Source organism: Streptomyces sp. NPDC012474 (assembly GCF_042955185.1).
GTDB classification, from domain to species: Bacteria; Actinomycetota; Actinomycetes; order Streptomycetales; family Streptomycetaceae; genus Streptomyces; species Streptomyces cahuitamycinicus.
In genome coordinates this window covers 113,787-137,947 of sequence record NZ_JBIBEP010000014.1, presented here as the reverse complement: position 1 = coordinate 137,947, position 24,161 = coordinate 113,787, and the positions used below count along the sequence as shown (strand labels likewise).

Here is a 24,161-nt window from a genome sequence, read left to right as displayed (position 1 = left end):
CGCGCCCGCACGGGAAGGCCCCCAGCGTGTCGGCTCCCTCCTCCGCCTCGCATCCCGCACGCACCACGCCCCGCTCGGACCGGCCGAAAGGCGCAGTCCCTCTCAGCCGGCCCGATCCAACGACTGGCCCCAGGAGACCCCGTGCCCCTGACCACCACCGGCGCCCTCGTCACCCGCGCCGCCGCGGCCGATTCGGCCGTCGCCTCCTTCAACGTCATCACCCTGGAGCACGTCGAGGCCGTCGTCGCGGGCGCCGAGTCCGTGCGCGCCCCCGTCGTCCTCCAGGTCAGCGAGAACGCGGTGAAGTTCCGCGGCGGACAGCTGCTCCCGCTCGCCCGCGCAGCCGTCGCCGTGGCGGAGCGTGCCGCCGTGCCGGTGGCGTTGCACCTCGACCACGTGCAGAGCGACGCCCTGCTGCACCAGGCCGCGGACGCCGGCTTCAGCTCCGTGATGTACGACGCGGCCCGCCTGCCCTACGCCGAGAACCTCACCGCGACCCGGGCGGCGGTCGACCGGGCCCACGCCCGAGGGCTGTGGATCGAGGCCGAGCTCGGCCAGATCGGCGGCAAGAACGGCAGACCCCCGCTGGACGCGCACGCCCCCGGCGCCCGCACCGACCCCGACGAGGCGCGGGCCTTCGTGGCCGACTCGGGTGTGGACGCCCTGGCCGTCGCCATCGGCAGCTCCCACGCCATGACCACCCGCACGGCGGCCCTCGACCACGCCCTGCTCAAACGCCTGTCGGCCGCACTGGACGTCCCGCTCGTCCTGCACGGCTCCTCCGGCGTCCCGGACGACGAACTCAGGGCGGCCGTCGCCGGAGGCATCACCAAGGTCAACATCGGCACGGCCCTGAACATCGCGCTGACCGGAGCGATCCGGGACTTCCTCACCGACCGGCCCGAGGCGGTCGACCCGCGCAGCTACCTGACCCTCGCACGGGAGGCGATGACACGGACGGTGGCGAGGACCCTCAAGACCCTGGGCTCCGCTACCGCTTGACGGCCTTCAGCACCACGAACCTCGGATCACTCGCGACGAGCCGGCTGTTGCCGAACAGCTTCCGCAGCTTGACGTGGTAGCCCAGGTGCCGGTTGCCGACCACCCACAGCTCCCCGCCCGGCCGCAGCGTGCGCTGCGCCCCGGTGAACATCCGCCAGGCCGTGGCGTCCGTCGTCGCCTGGTGGGAGTGGAACGGCGGGTTGCAGAGGACCAGATCGACACTGCCGGACGGCACACCCGCCAGCCCGTCCCCGACCCGGAACTCGGCACGCCCCGGCGCGCCGTTCGCCTTGTACGTCGCCTCCGCCGATGCCACGGCCTGGAACGACTCGTCCACGAACAGCACCTCGGCTTCCGGGTCGGTCCGCGCCACCGACGCACCCACCACGCCGTTGCCACAGCCCAGATCCACCACCCGGCCGCCCCGCCCCCGCGGCAGCTGCCCGAGGAAGAACCGCGTGCCGATGTCGAGCCGGTCGGCGCAGAAGACCCCGGCGTGGTTGACGACGGTGCCTCCCGACGCGGGGCCGATGCCGTCCTCCAGCGTGTACACGTACGGCCACGGGTTGGCGGGCCGCTCCAGCGCCGGATCCGGCGTGCAGAAGATCAGCCGGGCCTTCTTCTCGGCGAGCGAGGTGCGGGTCGGGCCGAGGATCCGCTCGAACAACCGCAGCGTCGAGGTGTGGATCTCCTTCACCATGCCCGTACCGACGACGACCGTCCCCGCGTGCACGGCCGGCGCCAGCCGCAGCAACTGATCCTCCAGCAACGCCAGGCTCTTCGGCACCCGCACCAGCAACACGTCGATGCGCTCCGGAGGCGCGTCCTGCGTGGTGAGCAGCCGCACCGCGCCCGGCTCGGCACCGGCCCGCGCGAGGTTGGCGCGGGTCGCCTCCTGCGCGAGGAAGGAGTCGGTGATCTGCACCGGCCGGTGCGCCGCGAGCGCCGTGACCAGCGCACCCCACCGGTCCCCGACGACCACGACCGTGCCGTCCAGCGGCACCCGCTCCGCGGCCAGATGCCTCAGCAGGTACTCGTCCGAGGCGTCCCAGGCACGCAGCCTGTCGCGCGGGTCCTCGGGATAACGGGTCAGCGCCGGCTCGCCCCACGGCGTCGTCATACGGTCGTCCATCGTGCGACCAGGCTAGCCGAGCCGCAGCTCAGGACGCGTCGGGCACCATGGAAGGCATGGACGCCGAGCTGTTCCCCAGGCCGCGAGCGCAGATCGCGCCCGGCGCCGTGCACCTGCCCGGCTGGCTGGACGCGGAACACCAGCGGGCGCTGCTCGACGCCTGCCGCGAGTGGGCCCGGCCGCCCGCCGGCCTGCGCACGGTCCGCACCCCCGGCGGCGGCACCATGACCGCCCGCCAGGTGTGCCTGGGCTGGCACTGGTACCCGTACGCCTACGCCCGCACGGTCGCCGACGGGGACGGCGCGCCGGTCAAGCCGTTCCCGCGGTGGCTCGGCGAACTGGGCCGCCGGGCGGTCCGCGACACCCTCGCGGAACCCGCGCCGGACTACGACATCGCCCTGATCAACTTCTACGACGCCGACGCCCGCATGGGCATGCACCGCGACGGCGACGAGAGGTCCGACGCACCGGTGGTGTCGCTGAGCCTCGGCGACACCTGTGTCTTCCGTTTCGGCAACACCGAGACGCGCACTCGGCCCTACACCGACGTCGAGCTGCGCAGCGGCGACCTGTTCGTCTTCGGCGGCCCCTCCCGCCTCGCCCACCACGGGGTCCCCCGGGTCCATCCGGGCACGGCACCGCCCGGGCTGGGGCTGACCGGCCGTCTCAACGTCACGCTCCGGGTCAGCGGCCTCAGGGACCCGGCCGAGCGGATGACCGCCGCTCCGTGACGCCCGGCGGGCAGGCTCGGCCACCATCCCGGCGGATCATGGGAGACTCGCCCTCATGAGCGGGAAGGCGGACCCCCGGCAGGCGGGGGATGGGACCACCTCGAGGACGCGGCTGGACCGGGGGCGCGCAGCGCTCGGACCCGCGCTGGAGCTCGTCCACACCGGACGCGCGCCGACCCGGGCCGTGCTCACCGCCGAGCTCGGGGTGACGCGTGCGACGGCCGGCGCGGTCGCCGCGGAGCTGGAGGCACTCGGGCTGATCCGGGTCGACGCCCGGCCCGGCGCCGCGGCCGGTTCGCAGGGCAGGCCATCCCACCGGCTGGCCGTCGCCGACGACGGACCCGTCGCGCTCGCCGCGCAGGTGCACGCCGACGGCTTCCGGGCGGCGCTGGTCGGACTGGGCGGCCGGATCGTCGCCACCGCGCCCGGCTGCGAGGTCGTCGACGCCGACCCGGCCAAGGTGCTCGCCTCCGTCGTCACGGCCGGCGCGGAGCTGCTGCGCGAGACCGGGCTCCGGTGCGTGGGCGCGGGCCTCGCCGTACCCTCCGCCGTCGCCGAACCCGAGGGTCTGGCGCTGAACCCCCTCCACCTGGCCTGGCCCGCCGGCGCGCCCGTGCGGGACATCTTCGCCGAGCAGGTCCGCGCGGCCGGCATCGACGGGCCCGCGTTCGCCGCGAACGACGTCAACCTCGCCGCGCTCGCCGAGCACCGGCACGGCGCCGGCCGCGGCGCCCGGGACCTGCTCTGCGTGGCCACCGGCCACCGTGGCGTCGGCGGCGCACTCGTCCTCGACGGCCGCCTGCACCGGGGCAGTTCGGGCCTCGCGCTGGAGGTCGGGCACCTCACCGTGCACCCCGAGGGCCGCCCCTGCCACTGCGGCAGCCGCGGCTGCCTCGACGTGGAGACCGACCCGCTTGCCTTTCTCACCGAGGCCGGACGCGAACCGGGCCCCGAGGTCTCCCTGCTCCAGCAGTCCATCGACCTGATCCGCCACCACTACGACGACCCGGGCGTCCGCGCCGCAGCCGAGGCCGTCGTCGACCGCCTCGGCCTCGGCCTCGCGGGCCTGGTCAACATCCTCAACCCGGACCGCATCATCCTCGGCGGCCTGCACCGCACCCTCCTCGACGCCGACCCCGGCCGCCTGCGCGCGGTCGTCGCCGACCGCAGTCTGTGGGGCCAGAGCGGCGGCGTCCCCATCCTGCCCTGCACCCTCGACCACAACAGCCTGGTCGGCGCGGCGGAACTGGCCTGGCAGCCGGTCCTGGACGACCCACTGGGAGCACTGTCCCCGCGCGGGTGACCGGTCGCCGGACGCGCTCCCGCCTGACTGGCCCCACCGGTATCAGGCTTGGGCGCGCCGCTTCCGGGCAGGCGCGCCGCCGAGCGGGCAGGCTGGGGAGCGGGCAGTCCGCCCCGCGCCCGCACCACCGAGGAAGTTGACGCAATGACCCACAAGCTCACCGTGAGCGTCCTTGGCACCGGCATCATGGGTGCCGCGATGGCCCGCAACCTCGCCCGGGCCGGTCACACGGTCCATGCCTGGAACCGCACCCGGGCCAAGGCCGAGCCGCTGGCCGCCGAGGGCGTGCACATCGCCGCCGGCCCCGCGCAGGCGGTGCGGGACGCCGACGTCGTCCTGACCATGCTCCACGACGGCCCCGCCGCCCTGGACACGATGCGCGAGGCGGCCCCCGGCCTGCGCCCCGGCACCGCCTGGGCGCAGTCCACCACCGTGGGCCTCGACGACGTCGCCGAGCTGGCCGCCTTCGCCCGCGAACACGGCCTCCTCTTCTACGACGCCCCCGTCCTGGGCACCCGCCGGCCCGCCGAGGCCGGGCAACTGACCGTGCTCGCGGCGGGCCCCGCCGAGGGGCGCGAGACGGTGACGCCGGTCTTCGAGGCGGTCGGCGCCCGTACCGTCTGGTCCGGCGAGGACGGAGCGGAGGGCGGGGCCACCCGCCTCAAGCTCGTCGCCAACAGCTGGGTCCTCGCCGTCACGGCCGCCGCCGGCGAGGCCCTCGCCCTGTCCAAGGCCCTCGGCGTCGACCCGCACGGCTTCTTCGACCTCGTCGCCGGCGGCCCGCTCGACATGGGCTATCTGCGCGCCAAGTCGGATCTCGTCCTCGAAGGCAAGCTCACACCGCCCCAGTTCGCGGTGAGCACCGCCGCCAAGGACGCCCGGCTGATCGTCCAGGCCGGCGCGGGCAACGGTGTCCGGCTGGACGTCGCCGAAGCGGCCGCCGCCCGGATGGAGCGCGCCGCAGCACAGGGCCACGCCGACGAGGACATGGCCGCCGCCTACTTCGCCAGCTTCGACGAGAAGACCGACTCCTAGGAGGTTCCCTCATGTCCAAGCCGCCGCTGCCGCCCGAGGCCGACGCCCTGCTGAGCCGGCCCAACCCGTGCGTCATGGCCACGCTGCGCTCCGACGGGGCACCGGTCTCCACGGCGACCTGGTACGCGTGGCAGGACGGCCGGGTGCTGATCAACCTCGACGAGGGCCGGGTACGCCTCAAGCATCTGCGCCGCGACCCGCGCGTCACCCTAACCGTCCTCGCCGGCGACGACTGGTACACCCACGTCACCCTCATCGGCCGCGTGACCGAGATGCACGACGACGAGGACCTGGCCGACATCGATCTCCTCGCCCGCCACTACACCGGCAAGCCCTACCCCGACCGCGTCCGCCCCCGGGTGAGCGCCTGGATCGAGGTCGACCGCTGGCACGGCTGGGGCTCGATGAAGGACAACGACCAAGCCGGAGGCTGAGGCCGTCGACCAGGCGGGTCAGGGCCACTCGGCCCCGAACGCCCGTCCCGGATTCTCCGTGAGGACGCGCCTCACCAGTTCCTCGCCCACGGCGTGCACGAGCCGGGGCCGCACCCGGCGCAGCAGGTACGGCATCCCGGGGCCGCCGCTGACGGAGCGGGCGGCGGCCGTCGTGGTGTCCGCGCCCAGCAGCAGCCGGTCGCCGAACCCGGCGTCGGCGAGGGCCCGTACGGCGTCCGGCATCCGCCAGTCCGTGGCGTGGTGGGCGAGTGACGGCCCGTCGAAGGCCAGATAGCAGCCGGACCGTGCCGCCTGCCGGTGCACCTCGAGGTCGGGGGAGCGGTTGAGGTGCCCGAGCACCACCCGGTGCGGCGGCACCCCCAACTCCCCGCACAGCAGGTCCAGTACGTCCAGCGCCCCGGTCCCCAACTCCAGGTGCACGGCGATCGCCGCGCCCGTGGCGTGCTGCGCCTCGGCCGCCGCCGTCATGGTCCAGCGGGCGTGCGCGTCCAGGGTGTGGAAGCCGCCCGCGACCTTGACGAGCCCCGCCCGCACCCCCGATGTCCCGATGCCCTCGGTGAGTTCGGCGACGAAGACCTCGGCGAGCCGGCTCCGCAGCCCGGCGAGTGTGTCCTCGTCGTAGTGCACGGCCTGGTGCAGGCCGGTCGCGGCCACGACGTGCACACCCGTCTCCCGGGACAGCGGCGGCAGATCCGCGGCCCGCCGCCCGAGCCCGTACGGCGTCCACTGCACGACGGTCCCACCGCCCTGCTCCCGGAACGCCTTCAGCTCCGCGCGCGCCGCCGCCACGCTGCGCAGCTCCTGGCCGGGGAGCCGGGGACTGCCGAAGAACAGGTGGTCGTGGGCATCGCACACACCCAGGTCCGCGGGGGACACGTCTCCCAGCACCGTGCGGACCGCGCTCACCACCGGCGTCCCCGGGGCAGCAGGTCCCGGCCCGGCGCGGACAGGTGCAGCACCTCGAACACCTCGCCGTCCGCCTCGGGCGTGTCGTGCTCCCAGAGGGAGAAGTGCACCAGCTCCCAGCGGCTGGTGTCGACGGCCGCGGCGGCGAGCAGGGCCCCGTCCTCCCCGGCCAGCCGCCGGGCCTCTCCCACCGCGTCCGCCACGGCGTCGGCCAACGGCCCGTCGTCCGGCACCGGTTGGCGCCGCCGCACCGCGAACCGCGCGTGCGAGGCGCCCCCTTCCTCGTACGTTAGCCCCGTCCACTGCCGCACCGACGGCCGCCCGAAGTCGTCACGGACCCCCTGGAACCCGCCGCCCCACAGGAAGGCGTTCATGCCGTCAACGGTGTTCCAGAGGTAGAAGGGCGCGTACTGGTCGACCGGCGAGCCGCGCAGGCCGCACTCGCGGATCAGGTAGGCCTTGAGGCCGAGCCCGTCCCAGTCGTCGAGCAGGTGCCCCCGGCGGGCGACGCGGTCGCGGATGACGCCCATGTCGTAGCCGGCGGGCAGGGTGAGCTCGTACTGCATGGCGTGCAAGGGAGTCTCCTCTAGGAAGTCCTGGGTGCCAGCAGGGAGAGCAGTCCCCGGACCCCCGCGTCGAACGCGGCGGGGGAGCCGGAGGCCCGGGCGAGGACGTAACCGCCCTGGACGGTCGCGACGACCGCCGCCGCGATCTCGCCGCCGTCGAGTCCGGGCGCGAACTGGCCCTGCGCCTTGCCTTCCTCGACGATCCCGGCGATCCGTCCGCGCAGCCAGTCGAGCGTCTCGTCGACCGGCGCGCGCAGCTCGGCGCTCGCGATCACGTCCGGGTCCATCGTCAGCCGGCCGACCGGGCAGCCCCGCAGCACGTCCCGCTCGCGCCGCAGATACGCCTCGATGCGCTCGTACGGCGTGCCCGGGCCGTCGAGTACCCCCGCCGCGGCAGCGCGCGTCTCCTCGGCGGTCCGCCGGATCGCGGCCAGGGCGAGATCGGGCTTGCCCTTGAAGTGGTGGTACATGCTGCCCTGCCCGGCGTTCGCACGCTCCAGGATCGCCTTGGGGCTGGTGCCCACGTAGCCACGCTCCCACAGCAGTGCGCGGGTGGACTCGATCAGCCGTTCCGGGGTGCTCATACCCGTACTGTACATACCAGTAGTTACAGAAGTCGAGGAAGTGCGGAGCAACGCGACCCCGGCCGTCTGCTCCACACGGGGTACGGGCGGTGCCGCCGGTCGTACGACGCATCGGGGCCCCTGCCGGAGGACGCTCGAAAGCGACACAAGCCATCGAGCGATCGAGGAGTCGGACGACATGCAGACCCTGGCGAACTTCGGCGACGGCGGCGGGCCCGGCCCGTGGATCCTGCTCTTCCCGGCGATCTGGGCGCTGGTGATCGGGGGCGGCGTCGTGCTGCTGCGCCGCTCCGGGTGGCGCGGCCGCCGTGGCGGTCCCTGGCGGCAGTCCGCCGTCAGGGACGACTCGCCCATCGCCGTACTCGGCCACCGCTTCGCCTCCGGCGAGATCGACGAGGACGAGTACTGGCGCCGACTGTCCGTACTGAACGAGGAGTTCGGCCGCAAGGGAGGTGTGGCCTAGGGATGGCCGCCGCGACTCACGGCTCCGGCCGTCGTGGCCCTCGGGGGAGTCGCGGCCGGGTCCCTCGCGGTGCCGCTTCCGGCCCGGCGCGCGCCGGGTCCGAGCGCGCTGCGGGCGCACGCCACGGGGTGGCGTGCGCCCCCGGAGTACACCGGGCGGCACACGCCCCCGAGGGGACGGTGGTCACCGCCCGGTCAACCGGCAACGGCGGACCGGGCGGGAGCATGGTCGGGCCGGAGCCCGTCGGTGGAAGCCCCGACCTCGGCGAACCGGCGCGCGGGCTTCTCCAGGACGGTGCGTCGCGCGTGGAGCGACGGCGCCGTCACCGCGGGGGTGGACGTCGGCAGGGTGAACCACACGACCTTGCCGGACTCGCCGTCCGGCCGGACGCCCCAGCTCTCGCTCATGGCCGCCACCATCGCGAGCCCGCGCCCGCAGGTCGCCAGCGGTTCGGCGTCGTCGACCACGGGCATGCGCGGGTCGCCGTCACGCACCGAGACCGTGAGCCGGTCGAGCAGCAGCTCTATCTCCACGGTGCACGTCTTGTCGGGCTGGGCATGGCGGTGGACGTTGGACAACAGCTCCGTCACGCCGAGCGAGGCCCGGTCGATCAGGGGATCCAGATGCCAGTAGCGCAATTGCGCAGATACGATTCTGCGGACCTGGCCGATCCGCGACGGCAGGGCTTGGAGCTCCACCGTGCAGTGCCTGCTTGGGTAGCTGATCACGGCTGCGACTCCCCGACGTGAGGTCCGGAAGAACACGGAGTTCGGATCCAGCAGGGCGCCTGCATGACACTGCCGCCTGCTGTCGTGGCCGGCGGGCTGGTTCGCAGCGTTATCGCCGGTAAACCCAGAGTGACGTGAGACCAGAGTGGCGCAGGGGGTGAAGTACCGCAAGTCGCGGACATCTCAGTCGCCACGCCCCGCTGCCCTGCGCACGGCTTCGATGAAGCGCCGCGCGGCCGGCGGTCCCGGCTCTCCCGGTGCGGGGTCGTGGTCGCCCAGAGTGAGCAGGTACCGCTGGCCGTTGAGGTCCGCGGTAGCCCGGTCATCGGGGCCGAACCAGGGCTTGGAGGCGCGGACGGCCTGCACCGGCGCGCTGTCGATCTCACTGCCGTAGCTGGTCAGCAGTTCGAGACGGCCGTCGCTGATCCGGACCTGGCCGGCCCGGGTGAGTGAACGCAGCCGCTTTCCGATCCGCACGCCCGTGGCCCTGAACTCCGGCTCTCCCATGCCACCTGCCCCCTAGTGCGCGTCGGTGTACCGGGCCGTTCCGCGCGGTGCCCGGTACGGGCTCGTGTCCTGATCCAGTGTGCCCCGTCCGGACGAAGGGTCCCCTCCGGGGTGGTGCGCCCGCCCGGTCCGGGCCCCGGCCCGGCCGTGCGGTGCGCCCGGCCGGCCGCCGCCCCGCAAGGGCGGTGCCGGTGCCCGAAGCCTGCTCCGGAAGGCGGTCGTACCCTGCGCTCACCCCGTCCGGGGTCCTGGTCCCGCCGAGCAGTCTCCCCCCGCCCGGCATCGAGCACCAGTGCCCGCGCCGCCCTCTTCGGGGGCGCCCGCAGCACACTCGCCCACGCGCCCCCTGGACCGCGCGCCCCCTTGCCCCGGGTCCTGCCCCTGGGGGCGCTTTGGGGGGCTCAAAGATGCGTTTATGCAGGTGAGGGGCGTGCGGAAGGTGCTTATGATCGGGGTGTCGGCTGTGCGCCCCCTGCCGGCGCACAGCGTTAGGAGCCCCCCGTGAGTACCCCCCAGCAGACCCGGACCGGCGTGACCCTCGACGTCGACCACAGCGACGCCGCCTACCGGGCGTGGCTCAAAGAGGCCGTCCGCAGAGTCCAGGCGGACGCCAACCGTTCGGCCGACACGCACTTGCTGCAGTTCCCCCTGCCGGAGCGGTGGGGCATCGACCTGTACCTGAAGGACGAGTCGACCCACCCCACCGGCAGCCTCAAGCACCGGCTCGCCCGCTCCCTCTTCCTGTACGGCCTGTGCAACGGCTGGATCCGGCCGGACCGACCCGTCATCGAGGCCTCCAGCGGCTCGACCGCCGTCTCCGAGGCGTACTTCGCGAAGCTGATCGGCGTGCCCTTCATCGCGGTCATGCCTCGCACGACGAGCGCCGAGAAGATCCGCCTCATCGAATTCCACTCCGGCCGGTGTCACTTCGTGGACGACCCCCGCACCATGTACGAGGAGTCCGCCCGCCTCGCGGCCGAGACCGGCGGCCACTACATGGACCAGTTCACCTACGCCGAACGGGCCACGGACTGGCGCGGGAACAACAACATCGCCGAGTCCATCTTCCGCCAACTGCGCCTGGAGCGGTTCCCCGAGCCGGCGTGGATCGTCGCCACGGCGGGCACCGGCGGCACCTCTGCGACCCTCGCGCGCTACGTCCACTACATGCAGTACGACACCCGTGTCTGCGTGGCCGACCCCGAGAACTCGTGCTTCTTCGAGGGCTGGACCACCGGCGATCCGGACGTCACCTGCGACTGCGGCTCCCGCATCGAGGGCATCGGCCGGCCCCGCATGGAACCGAGCTTCGTGCCCGGCGCGATCGACCGGATGATGAAGGTGCCCGACGCGGCCAGTGTCGCCGCCGTACGCGCCCTGGAACGCGCCATCGGCCGCAAGGCCGGCGGCTCCACCGGCACGGGCCTGTGGAGCGCGCTGAAGATCATCGCGGAGATGGTGTCCGAGGGACGGCAGGGCAGCGTCGTGACCCTGCTGTGCGACCCGGGGGACCGGTATCTCGACAAGTACTACTCCGACGCCTGGCTGGCCGCCCAGGGGCTGGACATCCGGCCGTACACGACCGCGATCGACTCGCTGCTGAGGACGGGCGTCTGGCCGGACTGACTGCGAGCCCTCAGATGTTCAGCCGCCGGTCCAGGGCCCGCACGGCGTCCCGGAACGCGCGCGCCTGACCCGCGCGCGCCACCTTCACGGCCAGCCGGTACGCGACGGTCCCGTCGGTCGCGAAGGTCCACCGCACCCGGGTGCCAGCGCCGGCCGGCGCGAGCCGCCACTCCTCGGCTATGGCCCGCACGCCCGGCAGATTGGTGACGTCCACGCGGTAGGCGTACACCTGTGGTGCCTTCGCCGCGATGACCGTTTCCCGGAACCGGATGCCACCGGTGAGGGTGATGTCCCGCCCCGCGCCCGCGTCGACCGGGCGGGCGGCCGACACCTGTGCGAACCACGCGGCCCAGCCGGGCACGTCCTCCAGTGCGCCGTAGACCGCCTCCACCGGAGCGGCCATGTCCCGCTCGAAGACGTGCCGAACGCGAGCCGTCGCCACGAAGTCGAGTTCCACCGGGCGCAGTCGACGAGGCATGGGCGGAGCCCTCCTGGACGGGAGCGGGCGGATGCGCCACCCTAGCCGAGCTCCCGTCAGATGTCCGCACCGTCCTCGGGCTCCCCGGCCACCACCAGCCGCCGCAGATGCTCCGCGACGACACCGCGCGCCTCGTCCGGCAGGCCGGCGTCCGTCACGAGCGTGTCGACCCGCTCCAGCGAGGCGAACGAACTCAGCCCCACCTTGCCCCACTTGGTGTGGTCCGCGACCACGACCACGCGGCGGGCCGACTGCACGAGCCGCCGGTTCGTCTCGGCCTCCGCGAGGTTCGGCGTCGACAGGCCGGCCTCGACCGATATGCCGTGCACCCCGAGGAACAGCAGGTCGAAGTGGAGCGCCGCGATCGCCTGGTCCGCCACCGGCCCCACCAGCGAGTCGGAGGGCGTGCGCACCCCGCCCGTCAGCACGACCGTGGCCGCGCCCTGCCGCGGACCCGAGGTGCGCTGCGCCGCGTGGAACACGTCGGCGACCCGCACCGAATTGGTGACCACCGTGAGATCCGGGACGTCCAGCAGCTGGTGCGCCAGCGCGAAGGTCGTCGTACCGCCCGACAGGGCGATCGCCGCGCCCGGCGCGACCAGCTTGGCCGCGGCGCGTGCGATGTCCTCCTTGGCGGTCAGCTCCAGGCCGGACTTGGCCTCGAAGCCCGGTTCGTGCGTACTCGCCTCGACCACCGGGACCGCGCCGCCGTGGACCTTCTCCAGCACGCCCTGGCGGGCGAGCGCGTCGAGGTCGCGGCGGACCGTCATGTCCGACACGCCGAGCTTGCGGGTCAGCTCGTTGACCCGGACACCGCCCCGGCGGCGAACCTCGTCGAGGATCAGGGATCGCCGCTGCTCCGCGAGGAGGTTCTGATTCTCGCTCACGTACGCTCCGGTCCTTTCGCCTCAATGCCGTCCGACACCCCCCGCACCGGCTCCGACTAGGACATTCTTCCGGGCTCCGGTGCGAGGACGTCCCATCCTCGCATGTCGCGGAGCAGCGGGCGCCACCACGCCCACTCGTCGCGCACATGCCACCGGTGGCCCGGCGGTCACAACGGTTCATCACGGATCGGGGAGATTCCGTGACAGGGGGTGTGCGGCGCCGCGGAAGTGGAGATCCTTGTGCGCGCACGGACAGAGCCGACGGCGTGTCACGGGGGAGTGCGAATCAGTGGAACGTGCGCCAGAACATGCGTCGACCGGCGGGCCCGACGGTCCCGCCACGCGACCGGGCGAGCCCACAACCGCCCTCGAACTCCTGGTCCACGGCGTGGGCGGCACCACGCCGCAGGAGATGCTCAACGATCCTCGGACGGTACGCGTCACCGGCGACGACACGGCTGCCGTCTTCCGGCGCGCCGACGACGTCGACGCGGAGCACAACCCCGACGACCGCCGCCGCGAGGGGCCGGTGCCCGAGGCCTACGTCTGGTGCAACCTCACCTCCGGCAACGGCACCCGCGCCCTGTGGCTGTTGCTGCTGCCGTTCATGGTCGTCAACCTCGCCCACTGGATGCGCCCCTCCGCCCACGGCCGCCGCCGCACCGTACGCCTCTACGGCCTCCTGGTCCGGCTCGCGGCGCTCACGCTGACCGTCCTGCTCGTCGCCGCCGCCTGCGAGGTCGCCCTCGACCTGGCGGCCTGGCAGTGCGCGGGCACCACCGCCTGCGCCGACCGCCACTCCTGGCTGGGCTTCCTCTCGCCCGGCGTCTCGGACGGCGGCTGGTGGAGCGCCCCCGGCCGCAGGCTCGCCCTCGCCGCCGTCGTGCCCACCGCCCTGACCGTCCTGCTCTGGTACCTGTCCCGGCGTACCTGGAGCGACTACGAGTCCCAGCAGCCCCTCGAACGTGCCGCCGAGCCCGAAGGCGACGGCGGCCCGACCGCACTCGGCCGGCCCGGGTTCTGGTACGGGCGCCGGCTGGTGGCCCGGCTGCGCGCCGCGCACACCGCCGCCGGCCTGATCACGGTCGCCGCGGCGGTCGGCAGCGCCGCCGCCCGCCACGACCGTCGCCCCGGCGGCCCCGCCGTACTCGACGCCCTCGGCCTGATCCTGGAGGCGGCCCTCGCGGCCTGCGCGGTCGCCGTGGTGTGGGTGGTGTGCCGCCGCGGCCGCAGCGAGAGACGGCTGGACCGCAAACTCGACGAGCGTTTCGTACGACGCCTGCCGCTCGTCGCGCTCGTCCTGCTCGCCCTCGCCCTGCTGTACGCAGGGTGGGAGCGCCCCGGGTGGACGTCGGAAGGCCGGCTGCCGGGTGATGCGGCCTTCGGCGGGATCGCCCTGGTCCAGGGCCTGCTCGTGATCGTCCTCGGCGTCGTCGCCCACGGTCTGCACCGCACCGACCCCGACCGGCGGGCGGTGCTGCGGGGCCTGGGCGGGCCGGCCGTGGCGATGCTGGCCTGCGCTCTGGGCGGCGTGATGTCCGGCGGCGTGTCACAGCGGGTGTCCGACTGGCTGGATGGCACCGGGGCGTCGATCGAGGGCCCGCCGGTGCTGCTGACCTGGCAGGCGTCCGTGATCCCGCCGCTGCTCGTCGTGCTGCTGGGGCTCATCGGCTGGCTGGCCCATCGCGCCTGGCAGCTCGCCCGCGCCGAGCGCGCCGCCGTGACAATCGACTACCCGGACGAGGCCGAGGACCCCGCCCGCACCCGCCGCATCGCCTACACCCGTGCCATGGCCTCGCTCACCGACCGGGGCCCCCGCATCGTCGCCGTCACCTCCGGCGTCACTCTGCTGCTCGGCGCCGGAGCCCTCGTGGGCGCCCTGGCCACCGACGAGACCCCGGCCGAGGCCGCGCAGGGCGCCTCCCCCGTCGTCCACGGCGCCGCCGAGACCGCCCAGGCCCTCGGGTCCTGGCTGATCGGCCTCGGATTCATACTCTTCGTCACCTGGGGGCGGCGGGCCTACAAGGACGCCTCGGCCCGCCGCACCATCGGCATCCTGTGGGACGTCGGCACCTTCTGGCCACGCGCCTCCCACCCCTTCGCCCCGCCCTGCTACGCCGAGCGCGCGGTGCCCGACCTGACCTGGCGGATGGCCACCTGGACCCGCGCCACCGGCGGACGGCTGGTCATCTCCGGGCACTCGCAGGGCAGCGTCCTCGCCGCCGCCGCGGCCTGGCAACTCGCCCCGTCCGCCCGCAAACGGGTCGCACTGCTGACCTACGGCTCCCCGCTGGAGCGCCTCTACGGCCGCTGGTTCCCGGCGCACTTCGGCCCCACCGCGCTCAGCTCCCTGCACCGGGACGTCGACTGCTGGCGCAACCTCCACCGGCTCACCGACCCCATCGGCGGCCCGGTGCGCCTGCCCGGCGACCGTGGCCCGCAGGTCGACCACGCCCCCCTGATGGACCCTCTCGCCTACGGCCGTACCGATCTCCTGCCGCTGCCCGCGCCGATCCTCGGTCACTCCGACTACCAGGCCGATCCGGTCTTCGCCGAGGAACGCCGCAAGCTGCTGGCGCGACTGCGGCCGGAGGACCCGGCGGCCGGGGAGGTGCCTTCGCCGCGTCACCAGCCCGAGCCGCCCGCCGCGTAGGCGCATCCTCAGAGCATCTGCCGACAGCGGGATCATCAGCGCATCCGGCGAACAGCGGGATCATCAGCGCATCCGGCGAACAGCGTGATCCTCAGCGCATCGGCCGCACCGCGGGATCCTCAGAGCAGCTCGGGCAGATCCTCGGCGTAGAGGAGGGTCAGGTCGTCCGTGCTCGGCTCCGGAAACTGGGCGACCCGGCTCGCGTGCCGTTCGACCATGGCCTCGAACGTCTGCCGCGCGGTACGGCCGTTGCCGAAGGCCGGGCCCTTGGGCAGCACCGTGAAGTACTTCCGCAGGGCCTCCGGCGCGCCCGGCGCCAGCCGGTACTCGTGCTCCTCGGCCTGCTGCTCCACGATCCGCAGCAGGTCCTCGGGGCCGTAGTCGCTGAACGTGATGGTCCGGGAGAAGCGGGACGCCACACCCGGGTTGACCGACAGGAAGCGCTCCATCTCGGCCGTGTAGCCCGCGACGATCACCACGACCGCGTCCCGGTGGTCCTCCATCAGCTTCACCAGCGTGTCGATGGCCTCCTTGCCGAAGTCGCGGCCCGCGTCCTCCGGGGACAGCGCGTACGCCTCGTCGATGAACAGCACGCCACCGCGCGCCTTCTCGAACGCCTCCTGCGTGCGGATCGCCGTCGAACCGATGTGCTCGCCGACCAGGTCCACGCGGGACACCTCGACCAGGTGCCCCTTCTCCAGCACGCCGAGCGAGGCGAGGATCTCGCCGTAGAGCCGCGCGACCGTCGTCTTGCCGGTGCCGGGGGAGCCGGTGAAAACCAGGTGCCGCTTGACCGAGGCCGCCTTCAGACCGGCCCGCTGCCGGCGCCGGCCGACCTCGATCATGTCGGTGAGGGCGCGCACCTCGCGCTTGACGCTCTCCAGCCCCACCAGCGCGTCCAGTTCACCGAGGACGTCCTTGGAGGTGCGAGCCGGCTGTCCGGGCTCGGCGGCCGGCGCCGGCGGCTCCGGCTCGGTGCGCTGTCCCGGGACCGCGCCCAGCAGGCCGGAGGAATGGCTCACCGTCTGCACGGCCGTCGCCGGTGCCGCGGGCGCACGCGGCCCGGCACTCTCGTCGCTCGTGCAGTCCTCGACGAGCGGGCCCGCCCCGGACGCGGCGTCCGCGCCGCTGTCCGCGAACTCGTAGCCCCCGCGCGCACACCGCTCCGTGCGGCACTTGCGCAGCGTCGTACGGCTGCCGTCGATCACATGGAAGCCGTAGCCGCCGCTGCCCGTCACCCGGCAGTTCTGGAAGCTGCCGCGGCCGCCGGCCGAGACGTAGACGCCCGCCTCCGCCGGCGAGTCGATCGTGCAGCGCTCCACGGTCGGGTCGGCGCCCTTGGTGACGATCACGCCGGTCTGCGTGCCGTCCACCGTGCAGTTGCTGAGCGTGCCACCGCTGCCGTGGTCGCGGAACCAGGCGCCCGTCGCCGCGTCCCGGATCCGGCAGTCGTCGAGCTGCGCGGTCGCGCCGTCGCTCACCGACACCGCCGTGTTGCGCACCTGCGACAGGTCGCTGTCGACGACGTCCGCGCGCGAGCCGCGGTCGAGGACGAACAGCGCGTCCGGCACGTCGTGCACCCGGCAGGAGTCCAGGACGGCGGTGGCACCGTCGCTGACCCACACCGCCGGGTAGTCGCCCGTGCTGTCGAAGATCTCGCACTGGTTGGCGTCCACCCGCGTGCCCGGGTCCCACACCGACAGGCCGTTGCGCCCGAACTGCCGCACCGTGGTGCGGGTCAGCGTGAGAACGGAACGGGAGCGCAGGTCCACCGCGTTCTCCGGGATGTCGTGGATGCGGCAGTCGGCGAGGGTCAGCACCGCGTCCGTGTCGAGCGTGACCCCGTCGGCCGTCGTGCGGTGCACATCGCAGTCGGTGAGGTGTGCCGTGGCCCGGCCGGTGATCTGCACACCGCTGCCCCGCACTTCGTAGATCTCGCAGCCGACCGCCTCCAGCGCAGAGTTCTCCCCGGTCGCCGACAGGCCCGAGCCCGAGGTGTGGTGGATCCGGCAGCGCTCAAGTCGCGGGTGGGCGCCACCGCGCACCACCACGCCCGCCTGGCCGGCCGCGACGACCTCGCACTCCTCGAACACCCCGCCCGCGCCGTCGAGTACGGCGATGCCGATGCCCGCCGGGTTGTCGACCGCGCAGCGCCGGACCGTGGGCCGGGCGCTGCCGCGCACCTCGATGCCGGCCGCCGACCGTGTCACGACCCGCACGTCGCGCAGCTCCGGGGTGCCCTCCTCCACCAGCACGGCAGGGGCGGCGGCGTCCTGGCCCTCCACATGGAGGTCCTGCACCACCGCCGAGGCGCGCACGGTCAGCGGCACGCCGTCCACGGGCGCGATCCGCACGGAGCCGGGGGAGCCCTCGGGGCCGCGCAGGGTCACCGCGCGCTGCAGGACGAGGTTCTCCCGGTAGGTGCCGGGCGCGACGGTGAGGACGTCCCCGTCGGCCGCGGCCTCCAGGGCGGCGGCGAGCGATGCGTACTCACCTGTGCGGCGCCGCCACCGCGACGTGCCGGTGTGCGTCACCTGGACCGTGCCCTGTGCCATGGTGTAGCCGTGCCCCCACATCGGTCGTACTGATGGCTCGTCCGCCCTCGGGGCGCGTCCCTGGGGCTCGCTCGCGCGCGGGTTGTGCCGAACGGTTCGGCCGGACCACCGTAGCGTGCGCGCGGGTGGTGGGTTGACCAGAGCCGGGAGCCGTCAGCTGCCGGCGCCCGTCCTGCCCCAGTCCGGGCCCGCCTTGTCCCATGCCTGGTCCCAACGGGCGTACCGGCGGCGGACCATGCGCCAGACGATCAGCCGTCTCCCGCCCTCGATGAGACCGCCCGTCGCCAGGGCGGCGCCGAAGCCGGCGAGGACCGCGTGCGTGGAGGCCGTCGCTGAGTCGAGCGGGCGGGACACCAGCCGGCCGTGCCGGTCGGTCCATATCCGGAACTCGTCGCCCTGCTGCGGGTCCTTGAGGCCCGCCAGGACGGGGCCCTGGTGCGCGGTGCCGTCCGGCGCCGTCCAGTCGGCGAGGACGCGGGTGCGCAGATCCCTGCCCGACGAGGTCTCCGGGTCGGCGTCCAGCGGGGAGGGGTCCAGCTCGCGGACCACGGTGGCCGTCACCAGCTGCCGCGCTTCGTGCTGCGCCCGGACGGAGCGCTGCAGGGCGTCCTCAGCCGTTCCCCCGACGAGCGAGCCGGCCACCGGGGCGGCCAGCAGGATCAGCATCAGGGCGGCCAGGGCCACCCAGGCCTCGGCCAGGTCGGTCGCGCGGCACAGCGGATTGCGCCGCCAGCGCCAGAGCCCGCTGATCGCTCGCACCGCCTGCACCCCCTTCCCGCTCCGTGATACTCCTCCGGCGGAGCCGCCCACGCACGGACCCGTCGAAGAGAGAGCGACATCACTTCGCCCCCCCGGGCCTCTCATGAATTTCTCATACAGGCCAACGCTCTGGCCCGCGGCGCGGTTCCCGCTTCGCCCGAAGAGCTATTCGAGGATCCTGACCGGGTCCCCGACCCGGATCGTGCCGCGGGACAGCGGTACCAGGTTCTGACCGAAGACCAGTTTGCCGCCGAGGCGGCGGTGGCGCCCCAGGCTGAACAGGGGCTCGTGACCCCGCTCGCCCGTGCCCTGGTCGGTGGTGGTCACCACGCAACGGCCGCAGGGCTTGGCCACACGGAAGGGCACCTCCCCGACGGCGATGCGCGACCAGTCGTCCTCGGCCCAGGCCGAGGTGCCCGCCACGACCACGTTCGGCCGGAAGCGGTTCATGGGCAGCGGGCCCTCGCCGGCGTGCTCGCCGCGCGCGATCAGGGAGTTGAGGGCGTCGAGCGAAGCCGTCGTGGTGAGCAGCAGCGGAAAGCCGTCGGCGAAGGAGACGGTCTCACCGGGCCGCGCGTACTCCGGGGCGAGGGGCCGACGGGTGGCCGGGTCGTCCATGTACACCAGGCGCGCCTCGAAGCCGAGGCAGGAGCTGACCCAGGCGTGCGCGGCCTCGTCCTCGGCCGGGATCGCCTCGACCTTGTCGCGGAAGATCTCCACCGGCACGGTCACGACGGGCCGGGGAACGGGCACCGCCAAGGGCGGCCTGCCGGGCGCGGACAGACGGACACCGCCACCGGGCTGGAGCTCGGCGGCGAGGAGCGCGACGCGCGGCTGCCGGCGTTGCGTGACGACCTTTCCCCCGTCGTCGATCAGCACCCAGCGCCGGTCTCCGGCCAGCCCCCAGGGCTCGACGGCGGCCTCCCGGGGCGCCAGGCCCCGGACCGCCTTGACCGGATGGACGTGAATCGAGTACAGGTGAGCGTTCCCCATGGGGCCATCGTGCCAGCCGGCACCGACAGCCCCCGGAGGCCGGCTCAGTACCCGCGGTACTGCTGGCTGTTGTACGGGTCCTGATAGGGAGCCGGGGCCGGCCGGGGAGCCGCGGGGCGCATGGCCTCGTAGCCCGCTGGGGCCGCCGGACGCGGCTGCTGCGGCTGGGGGCCGGGGTAGCCGCGCGGAGCGGTGGCCTGCTGCGGGATGTACGCCGCGGGCGCCTGCTGCAGCGGCGAGGGCTGCTGCGCCTGCGGATAGCCGTAGGCGGGCTGGGAGGGAGCTGCCGGCAGGGCGGGCAGCGCCGACGGGAGGGCGGGCAGGTTGCCGCCCGGCATGTCGTACTGAGCGGGGACCCGGATCGGGGCGATCTGCGGGGTGCCCCGCTCGGCGACGAGCCTGTCGTAGATCGGGGTGTCCGGGAAGGAGGCGGAGTAGTAGCCGCCGCCATAGGTGGAGCGGGGGGAGGTCATGGCACATAAGTTAAGCCCACGATGTGCTGGTTGGGGAGACCGATAAGAGGGTTGTTTTCCGTGTCCGCAGTGACGCGGGATCCCCAATGCGAGCGAACTCGGCAAAATGGGGCGCCGAACGGAGACCTGATCGTGTAAAGGCCGAGTTCCGGGCGGGTTACCAGAGGTTGGCCGCCGTCCTCCGGTCGGTCGGGCTTGGGGACTTCGCCGCGGCGAGGAATTAGGTTGTGCGCACGGAACTCGACGGACCGCCGGGGCGTGCCCGGCGCGGTGACAAGCAATGGGGGCGGACATGCAAATGCTGAAAGGTTCAAATACTCCGGTGCCCACCGCGGCCTTGCGGGTGGAATTGGGGTGGCGGGCCGGAGCGGGTGTGCCCGACGCCGACGCCTCCGCTTTGCTGCTGGTAAGCGGAAAGGTCCGTTCGGACGCGGACTTCGTCTTCTACAACCAGCCCGCGCACTCCTCCGGCGCGATCCGGCACGAGGGAAAGCGCACCACCGGCGGCCGGGTGACCGACGCGCTCCTCGTCGACCTCGCGCGCGTGGAGCCCGCGATCGAGACGGTCGTCCTCGTCGCCTCCGCCGACGGCGGCACGTTCGGACACGTTCCCGACCTGTACATCGAGGTCCAGGACGCGGCCCAGGGCACGCCGGTGGCCCGCTTCGACAACCCAGGAGCCACCACCGAAACCGCTTTCGTGCTGGGCGAGTTCTACCGCCGCCAGGGCGCCTGGAAGTTCCGCGCCGTCGGTCAGGGCTACAGCAGCGGCCTCGAAGGGCTGGCCACGGACTACGGCATCACCGTGGACGAGCCGCAGCAGGCGGCACCGGCACCGGCCGTCGCCCCGGCGCCTCCCAGGGCCACACCACCCGCCGTGCCCCCCGCGTACACACCCCCGCCCGTGCCACAGCCCGCCGCTCCGCCGCCGCCCGCCGCGCCGCCCGCGCCCGTCCGCCTCACCAAGGTGACGCTCACCAAGGCGGCCCCCTCCGTCTCGCTGACCAAGCAGGGCGGCACCTCCGGCGCGCTGCACGTGAACCTCAACTGGGAGGTGCGCAAGCAGTTCTCGGGGTGGAGCGGCAAGTTCGGCCGTCCGGCCGCGATGCACTCCGACCTCGACCTCGACCTGTGCGCCCTGTACGAACTCAGCGACGGCAGCAAGGGCGTCGTACAGGCGCTCGGCAACAGCTTCGGGGCGCTGCACCAGCCCCCGTACATCCACCTCGACGGCGACGACCGCACCGGCGCCGTGTCGACGGGGGAGAACCTCACCGTCAACCTCGACCACAAGAACTCCTTCCGGCGCATCCTCGTCTTCGTCACCATCTACGAAGGCGCCCGCTCCTTCGCCGATCTGCACGCGTCGGTCACGCTCCAGCCGCAGCACGGGGCGGCGATCGACTTCTCCCTCGACGAGTGCACCGTCCCCTCGCTCGTGTGCGCGCTCGCCCTGATCACCAACACCGGCGGCGACCTGATCGTCCAGCGGGAGGCCCGCTACCTGGTGCCCGACCGCGGGGTGAGCCCGCAGCGGACCGTCGACCACGCCTACGGGTGGGGCATGAACTGGACCCCCGGCCGCAAGTGACCGCCCCCGGTGGCCGTCAGCCCTCGTCGGGCAGGGCGTCCGGGCGCGTGTAGGTGCGGCCCTTCCAGGCCGCACCCCGCCCCCGGTAGTGCTGCACCGCGGAATCGACGGTCATGAGGAGGTACAGGAACGCGGTGAACGGCAGCAGGGGGGCGAGCCACAGCGGCTGCCGGTAGTAGCGGAGCATCGGCACGTACGTCCCCGCCATGACGAGCCACGCGAGACCGCCCAGGGCCGCCGCCGGCGCACGGCCGGCGGCGAGACCGGCCAGGGCCGCCACGGGCGGGACCAGGTACACCAGCGCCAGCCCGGCGACCGTCCCGGCCAGCAGCAGCGGATGGTGCCGCAACTGGGCGTACGCGCTGCGCGACACCATCCGCCACAGGTCACGCAGCCGCGGATACGGCCGCACACTGTCCACCCGCTCGGCGAGCCCCAGCCAGACGCGTCCGCCGCCGCCCTTCACGGCCCGGGCGAGCGCCACGTCGTCGATCACGGCGTGCCGGATCGCGTCCGGGATCCGCGCCCGCTCGGCGGTCTCCGCCCGCAGCAGGACACAGCCCCCGGCCGCGGCCGCCGTCCGGCCCTTGCCGGCGATCCGGCGGAAGGGGTAGAGCTGCGCGAAGAAATAGACGAACGCCGGCACCACGAGCCGTTCCCAGACGCTCTCCACCCGCAGCCGGGCCATCTGCGAGACGACGTCGAACCCACCGGATCGCGCCGCCGACACCAGCTCGCGCAGACTGTCCGGCGCATGTGCGATGTCGGCGTCCGTCAGGAGGAAGTACTCGGGCTCACGCGCGCGTGCCAGGCCGAGGCCGTGGCGCACCGCCCACAGCTTCCCGGTCCAGCCCGCCGGCGGCTCACCCGGCGAACCCACGGTCAGCGGCAGCCCGCCGTGCCGGCGAGCCAGCTCGCGTGCCAGATCACCGGTACCGTCCGAACTGCCGTCGTCGACGAGGAAGATCTCCGCCCGCCCCGGATAGTCCTGGGCGAGCAGTGCAGGAAGCGCCGCCGGAAGCACGGCCGCCTCGTCGCGGGCCGGGACGACGACGCACACGGACGGCCACCCGTCCGGCTCCGCGCGTGACGGCAGCCGCACGTCGGTGCGCCAGAAGAAGCCCTGGCAGAGCAGCAGCCACAGCCAGGCGAGCAGTGATCCAGCGGCAGTCCACACAAGGGCACTCACGCGCGCAGTCTGCCCCACCCGGCCTGCCCGAGACGGCTCATCGTCTATCGTGATCGGGTGAAGATCGCGCTCATGGACTCCGGAATCGGTCTGCTGGCGGCCACCGCCGCGGTACGGCGGCTGCGCCCCGACGCCGATCTCGTGCTCTCCCTGGACCCCGACGGCATGCCGTGGGGCCCGCGCACCCCGCAGGACCTCACCCGGCGCGCCCTGGCCGTCGCCGAGGCCGCCGCCGCGCGCCGCCCCGACGCCCTGATCGTCGGCTGCAACACCGCGACCGTGCACGCGCTCACCGCCCTGCGCGCCCACCTCGAACCGGAACTTCCGGTCATCGGCACCGTCCCGGCGATCAAGCCGGCATCGGCCGGCGGCGGGCATCTCGCGATCTGGGCCACCCCGGCCACCACCGGCAGTCCCTACCAGCAGGCCTTGATTCGGGACTTCGCCGGGGGCGTGCCCGTCACCGAGGTGCCGTGCTGGGGCCTCGCCGAGGCCGTGGAGCGCGCGGACGAGGCGGCGATCGACGCGGCCGTGTCCGCGGCCGCCGCCCTCACCCCGGACGACGTGACCACCGTCGTCCTCGGCTGCACCCACTACGAACTGGTCGCCGAACGCATCCGGACCGCCGTCCAGCGTCCCGGCCGCCCGCCTCTCGTGCTGCATGGCTCCGCGGGAGCCGTGGCCGCCCAGGCACTGCGCCGGCTCGGCGAGCAGCCCGCGCCGGGAGCCACACCGCACGGCACGCTCACCGTGCTGCTCAGCGGGCGCGAGGGCACGCTGCCCGCCCCCGCCCTGGCGTATGCCGAAGGACGCCTGATGCAGGCGGTCACGCCCGCCCGCTGACCGGAACCCGTCACCGGCCGTCATCGGCGAGCCGTACCGGCCCCGGCGCCCGGCCGGCGCAGTCACACTCCGCCACGAGGTACCTGCGGAGCGAAATCTGAGTACCCTCAAAGACATGAGGGACCACCGCCACGGCGAGAACGCCCGCCACCCGCACCCGGAGGTCTGGACCGGCCGTGCCACCAACCGGGTGCAGTGGCTGCTGGCGCTCGTGGGTGCCGCCTGCATGGCGCTCGGCATCGAGCTGGCCGTCGGCTCGGCATGGAAGTCCGGCATCGCCCCACTGGTCATGGCCGTAGTCGGGTGCATCGCCGCCGGGCTGCTTGTCCTCTTCGGAACACTCGCCTTCGTGCACGTCGCCCTGCGGGTCGACGAGGAGAACCTGGAGGTGCGCTGCGGCCACATCGGCATTCCCCGCCGCCGCATCCCGCTCTCCCAGGTGGCCGGCGCCACGTACATCTCCCACGTCACCCCTCGTCACTGGGGCGGCTGGGGATACCGATGGCGGCCCGAGAAGGGCACCGCGGTGGTCGTACGACGCGGCGAGGGCGTCGAGCTGGAGTTGTGGGACGGGCACACCTTCACGATCACCGTGGACGACGCGGAGGCGGCCGTCCGGGTCATCGAGGCACGACTGCGGCCCACCAAGCCGGGTGCTCCCGCGCACTGAGCCGCCCGTCGCTCGCCACCGTGCGTGATCGA

24 protein-coding genes are annotated in these 24,161 nt (G+C 73.7%); 11 read left to right on the top strand and 13 right to left on the bottom strand.

Annotated features, from left to right (window positions below):
* Window positions 1-141: 141 nt before the first annotated feature.
* The gene (locus ACFY9S_RS27740) at window positions 142-1,002 is read left to right on the top strand and encodes a ketose-bisphosphate aldolase (protein ID WP_391133130.1); all 861 of its coding nucleotides are present in this window, start codon (window positions 142-144) and stop codon (window positions 1,000-1,002) included.
* Here the strand turns inward: ACFY9S_RS27740 and ACFY9S_RS27735 are convergent.
* On the bottom strand, window positions 992-2,122 hold the full coding sequence (locus ACFY9S_RS27735) for a methyltransferase (RefSeq protein ID WP_391133127.1): 1,131 nt from the start codon (window positions 2,120-2,122) through the stop codon (window positions 992-994). The two genes, ACFY9S_RS27740 and ACFY9S_RS27735, sit on opposite strands and share 11 nt — an antisense overlap.
* Window positions 2,123-2,190: 68 nt before the next feature.
* Between ACFY9S_RS27735 and ACFY9S_RS27730 the strand changes: the two genes are divergently transcribed.
* The 4 genes from ACFY9S_RS27730 (at window position 2,191) to ACFY9S_RS27715 (ending at window position 5,637) form a co-directional block, all read left to right on the top strand.
* Window positions 2,191-2,865, top strand: a complete 675-nt coding sequence (locus tag ACFY9S_RS27730; RefSeq protein ID WP_391133124.1) for an alpha-ketoglutarate-dependent dioxygenase AlkB — start codon at window positions 2,191-2,193, stop codon at window positions 2,863-2,865.
* A 55-nt stretch (window positions 2,866-2,920) separates the two neighbouring features.
* Window positions 2,921-4,168, top strand: coding sequence for an ROK family protein (locus ACFY9S_RS27725; RefSeq protein ID WP_391133121.1), 1,248 nt, complete (start codon window positions 2,921-2,923; stop codon window positions 4,166-4,168).
* Between the two features lie 144 nt (window positions 4,169-4,312).
* Complete coding sequence (locus tag ACFY9S_RS27720) at window positions 4,313-5,203, top strand: NAD(P)-binding domain-containing protein (protein ID WP_391133118.1); 891 nt, start codon at window positions 4,313-4,315, stop codon at window positions 5,201-5,203.
* A gap of 11 nt (window positions 5,204-5,214) precedes the next feature.
* Window positions 5,215-5,637, top strand: a complete 423-nt coding sequence (locus ACFY9S_RS27715) for a TIGR03618 family F420-dependent PPOX class oxidoreductase (protein ID WP_391133115.1) — start codon at window positions 5,215-5,217, stop codon at window positions 5,635-5,637.
* An 18-nt stretch (window positions 5,638-5,655) separates the two neighbouring features.
* On the opposite strand, the gene ACFY9S_RS27710 is transcribed toward ACFY9S_RS27715, so the two are convergent.
* The 3 genes from ACFY9S_RS27710 to ACFY9S_RS27700 are packed head-to-tail and all read right to left on the bottom strand — an operon-like array spanning window position 5,656 to window position 7,729.
* Entirely contained in the window at window positions 5,656-6,564 is a 909-nt protein-coding gene (locus tag ACFY9S_RS27710) for a phosphotriesterase (protein WP_391133112.1), read from the bottom strand.
* On the bottom strand, window positions 6,561-7,139 hold the full coding sequence (locus ACFY9S_RS27705; RefSeq protein ID WP_391133109.1) for a DUF4865 family protein: 579 nt from the start codon (window positions 7,137-7,139) through the stop codon (window positions 6,561-6,563). Before ACFY9S_RS27705 ends, ACFY9S_RS27710 begins: the two co-directional genes overlap by 4 nt.
* An 11-nt stretch (window positions 7,140-7,150) precedes the next feature.
* Entirely contained in the window at window positions 7,151-7,729 is a 579-nt protein-coding gene (locus ACFY9S_RS27700) for a TetR family transcriptional regulator C-terminal domain-containing protein (RefSeq protein WP_391133105.1), read from the bottom strand.
* Window positions 7,730-7,892: 163 nt separating this feature from the next.
* Here ACFY9S_RS27700 and ACFY9S_RS27695 point away from each other — a divergent pair, with 163 nt between their 5' ends.
* Window positions 7,893-8,177 (top strand): SHOCT domain-containing protein, encoded by a 285-nt coding sequence (locus ACFY9S_RS27695; protein ID WP_391133102.1) that lies wholly within the window; start codon window positions 7,893-7,895, stop codon window positions 8,175-8,177.
* A 194-nt stretch (window positions 8,178-8,371) separates the two neighbouring features.
* Here ACFY9S_RS27695 and ACFY9S_RS27690 read toward each other — a convergent pair whose 3' ends face one another.
* Together ACFY9S_RS27690 and ACFY9S_RS27685 are read right to left on the bottom strand one after the other, a co-directional pair.
* The gene (locus ACFY9S_RS27690; protein WP_391133099.1) at window positions 8,372-8,905 is read right to left on the bottom strand and encodes an ATP-binding protein; all 534 of its coding nucleotides are present in this window, start codon (window positions 8,903-8,905) and stop codon (window positions 8,372-8,374) included.
* Window positions 8,906-9,088: 183 nt separating this feature from the next.
* Window positions 9,089-9,412, bottom strand: a complete 324-nt coding sequence (locus tag ACFY9S_RS27685; protein WP_184567416.1) for a hypothetical protein — start codon at window positions 9,410-9,412, stop codon at window positions 9,089-9,091.
* Between the two features lie 501 nt (window positions 9,413-9,913).
* On the opposite strand from ACFY9S_RS27685, the gene ACFY9S_RS27680 reads away from it, so the two are divergent.
* Window positions 9,914-11,038: a pyridoxal-phosphate dependent enzyme gene (locus ACFY9S_RS27680; protein ID WP_391133096.1), complete on the top strand. Its 1,125-nt coding sequence runs from the start codon at window positions 9,914-9,916 to the stop codon at window positions 11,036-11,038.
* 10 nt (window positions 11,039-11,048) lie between these two features.
* On the opposite strand, the gene ACFY9S_RS27675 is transcribed toward ACFY9S_RS27680, so the two are convergent.
* Window positions 11,049-11,516 carry an SRPBCC family protein gene (locus ACFY9S_RS27675; protein ID WP_391133093.1) on the bottom strand — a complete coding sequence of 156 codons (468 nt, stop codon included), beginning with the start codon at window positions 11,514-11,516 and terminating at the stop codon, window positions 11,049-11,051.
* A 56-nt stretch (window positions 11,517-11,572) separates the two neighbouring features.
* On the bottom strand, window positions 11,573-12,403 hold the full coding sequence (locus ACFY9S_RS27670; protein ID WP_102913519.1) for a DeoR/GlpR family DNA-binding transcription regulator: 831 nt from the start codon (window positions 12,401-12,403) through the stop codon (window positions 11,573-11,575).
* 289 nt (window positions 12,404-12,692) lie between these two features.
* On the opposite strand from ACFY9S_RS27670, the gene ACFY9S_RS27665 reads away from it, so the two are divergent.
* Window positions 12,693-15,056: a hypothetical protein gene (locus ACFY9S_RS27665; RefSeq protein ID WP_391133090.1), complete on the top strand. Its 2,364-nt coding sequence runs from the start codon at window positions 12,693-12,695 to the stop codon at window positions 15,054-15,056.
* A 119-nt stretch (window positions 15,057-15,175) separates the two neighbouring features.
* On the opposite strand, the gene ACFY9S_RS27660 is transcribed toward ACFY9S_RS27665, so the two are convergent.
* The 4 genes from ACFY9S_RS27660 to ACFY9S_RS27645 form a co-directional block, all read right to left on the bottom strand.
* On the bottom strand, window positions 15,176-17,611 hold the full coding sequence (locus ACFY9S_RS27660; RefSeq protein WP_391133087.1) for a right-handed parallel beta-helix repeat-containing protein: 2,436 nt from the start codon (window positions 17,609-17,611) through the stop codon (window positions 15,176-15,178).
* Between the two features lie 153 nt (window positions 17,612-17,764).
* Window positions 17,765-18,370 (bottom strand): hypothetical protein, encoded by a 606-nt coding sequence (locus tag ACFY9S_RS27655; RefSeq protein WP_391133084.1) that lies wholly within the window; start codon window positions 18,368-18,370, stop codon window positions 17,765-17,767.
* Window positions 18,371-18,535: 165 nt separating this feature from the next.
* The gene (locus ACFY9S_RS27650; protein ID WP_391133081.1) at window positions 18,536-19,363 is read right to left on the bottom strand and encodes an MOSC N-terminal beta barrel domain-containing protein; all 828 of its coding nucleotides are present in this window, start codon (window positions 19,361-19,363) and stop codon (window positions 18,536-18,538) included.
* Window positions 19,364-19,407: 44 nt separating this feature from the next.
* Complete coding sequence (locus ACFY9S_RS27645) at window positions 19,408-19,836, bottom strand: DUF6643 family protein (RefSeq protein WP_391133078.1); 429 nt, start codon at window positions 19,834-19,836, stop codon at window positions 19,408-19,410.
* Window positions 19,837-20,134: 298 nt separating this feature from the next.
* Between ACFY9S_RS27645 and ACFY9S_RS27640 the strand changes: the two genes are divergently transcribed.
* On the top strand, window positions 20,135-21,427 hold the full coding sequence (locus ACFY9S_RS27640; protein WP_391133075.1) for a TerD family protein: 1,293 nt from the start codon (window positions 20,135-20,137) through the stop codon (window positions 21,425-21,427).
* 16 nt (window positions 21,428-21,443) lie between these two features.
* Here ACFY9S_RS27640 and ACFY9S_RS27635 read toward each other — a convergent pair whose 3' ends face one another.
* Complete coding sequence (locus ACFY9S_RS27635; RefSeq protein WP_391133072.1) at window positions 21,444-22,634, bottom strand: glycosyltransferase; 1,191 nt, start codon at window positions 22,632-22,634, stop codon at window positions 21,444-21,446.
* 39 nt (window positions 22,635-22,673) lie between these two features.
* Here ACFY9S_RS27635 and ACFY9S_RS27630 point away from each other — a divergent pair, with 39 nt between their 5' ends.
* Both ACFY9S_RS27630 and ACFY9S_RS27625 read left to right on the top strand, forming a co-directional pair.
* Window positions 22,674-23,459 (top strand): aspartate/glutamate racemase family protein, encoded by a 786-nt coding sequence (locus ACFY9S_RS27630; RefSeq protein ID WP_391133069.1) that lies wholly within the window; start codon window positions 22,674-22,676, stop codon window positions 23,457-23,459.
* Between the two features lie 115 nt (window positions 23,460-23,574).
* A complete protein-coding gene (locus ACFY9S_RS27625; RefSeq protein WP_102913532.1) occupies window positions 23,575-24,129 on the top strand; it encodes a hypothetical protein in 555 nt (184 codons plus the stop codon).
* Window positions 24,130-24,161: the final 32 nt, after the last annotated feature.

What these genes read in the sequence shown, in the direction of transcription:
- ACFY9S_RS27660 (WP_391133087.1), bottom strand. Translation starts at nt 17,611, where the DNA reads ATGGCACAGGGCACGGTCCAGGTGACGCACACCGGCACGTCGCGGTGG.
- ACFY9S_RS27685 (WP_184567416.1), bottom strand. Translation starts at nt 9,412, where the DNA reads ATGGGAGAGCCGGAGTTCAGGGCCACGGGCGTGCGGATCGGAAAGCGG.
- ACFY9S_RS27640 (WP_391133075.1), top strand. Translation starts at nt 20,135, where the DNA reads ATGCTGAAAGGTTCAAATACTCCGGTGCCCACCGCGGCCTTGCGGGTG.
- ACFY9S_RS27650 (WP_391133081.1), bottom strand. Translation starts at nt 19,363, where the DNA reads ATGGGGAACGCTCACCTGTACTCGATTCACGTCCATCCGGTCAAGGCG.
- ACFY9S_RS27645 (WP_391133078.1), bottom strand. Translation starts at nt 19,836, where the DNA reads ATGACCTCCCCCCGCTCCACCTATGGCGGCGGCTACTACTCCGCCTCC.
- ACFY9S_RS27675 (WP_391133093.1), bottom strand. Translation starts at nt 11,516, where the DNA reads ATGCCTCGTCGACTGCGCCCGGTGGAACTCGACTTCGTGGCGACGGCT.
- ACFY9S_RS27720 (WP_391133118.1), top strand. Translation starts at nt 4,313, where the DNA reads ATGACCCACAAGCTCACCGTGAGCGTCCTTGGCACCGGCATCATGGGT.
- ACFY9S_RS27725 (WP_391133121.1), top strand. Translation starts at nt 2,921, where the DNA reads ATGAGCGGGAAGGCGGACCCCCGGCAGGCGGGGGATGGGACCACCTCG.
- ACFY9S_RS27715 (WP_391133115.1), top strand. Translation starts at nt 5,215, where the DNA reads ATGTCCAAGCCGCCGCTGCCGCCCGAGGCCGACGCCCTGCTGAGCCGG.
- ACFY9S_RS27735 (WP_391133127.1), bottom strand. Translation starts at nt 2,122, where the DNA reads ATGACGACGCCGTGGGGCGAGCCGGCGCTGACCCGTTATCCCGAGGAC.
- ACFY9S_RS27730 (WP_391133124.1), top strand. Translation starts at nt 2,191, where the DNA reads ATGGACGCCGAGCTGTTCCCCAGGCCGCGAGCGCAGATCGCGCCCGGC.
- ACFY9S_RS27700 (WP_391133105.1), bottom strand. Translation starts at nt 7,729, where the DNA reads ATGTACAGTACGGGTATGAGCACCCCGGAACGGCTGATCGAGTCCACC.
- ACFY9S_RS27625 (WP_102913532.1), top strand. Translation starts at nt 23,575, where the DNA reads ATGAGGGACCACCGCCACGGCGAGAACGCCCGCCACCCGCACCCGGAG.
- ACFY9S_RS27695 (WP_391133102.1), top strand. Translation starts at nt 7,893, where the DNA reads ATGCAGACCCTGGCGAACTTCGGCGACGGCGGCGGGCCCGGCCCGTGG.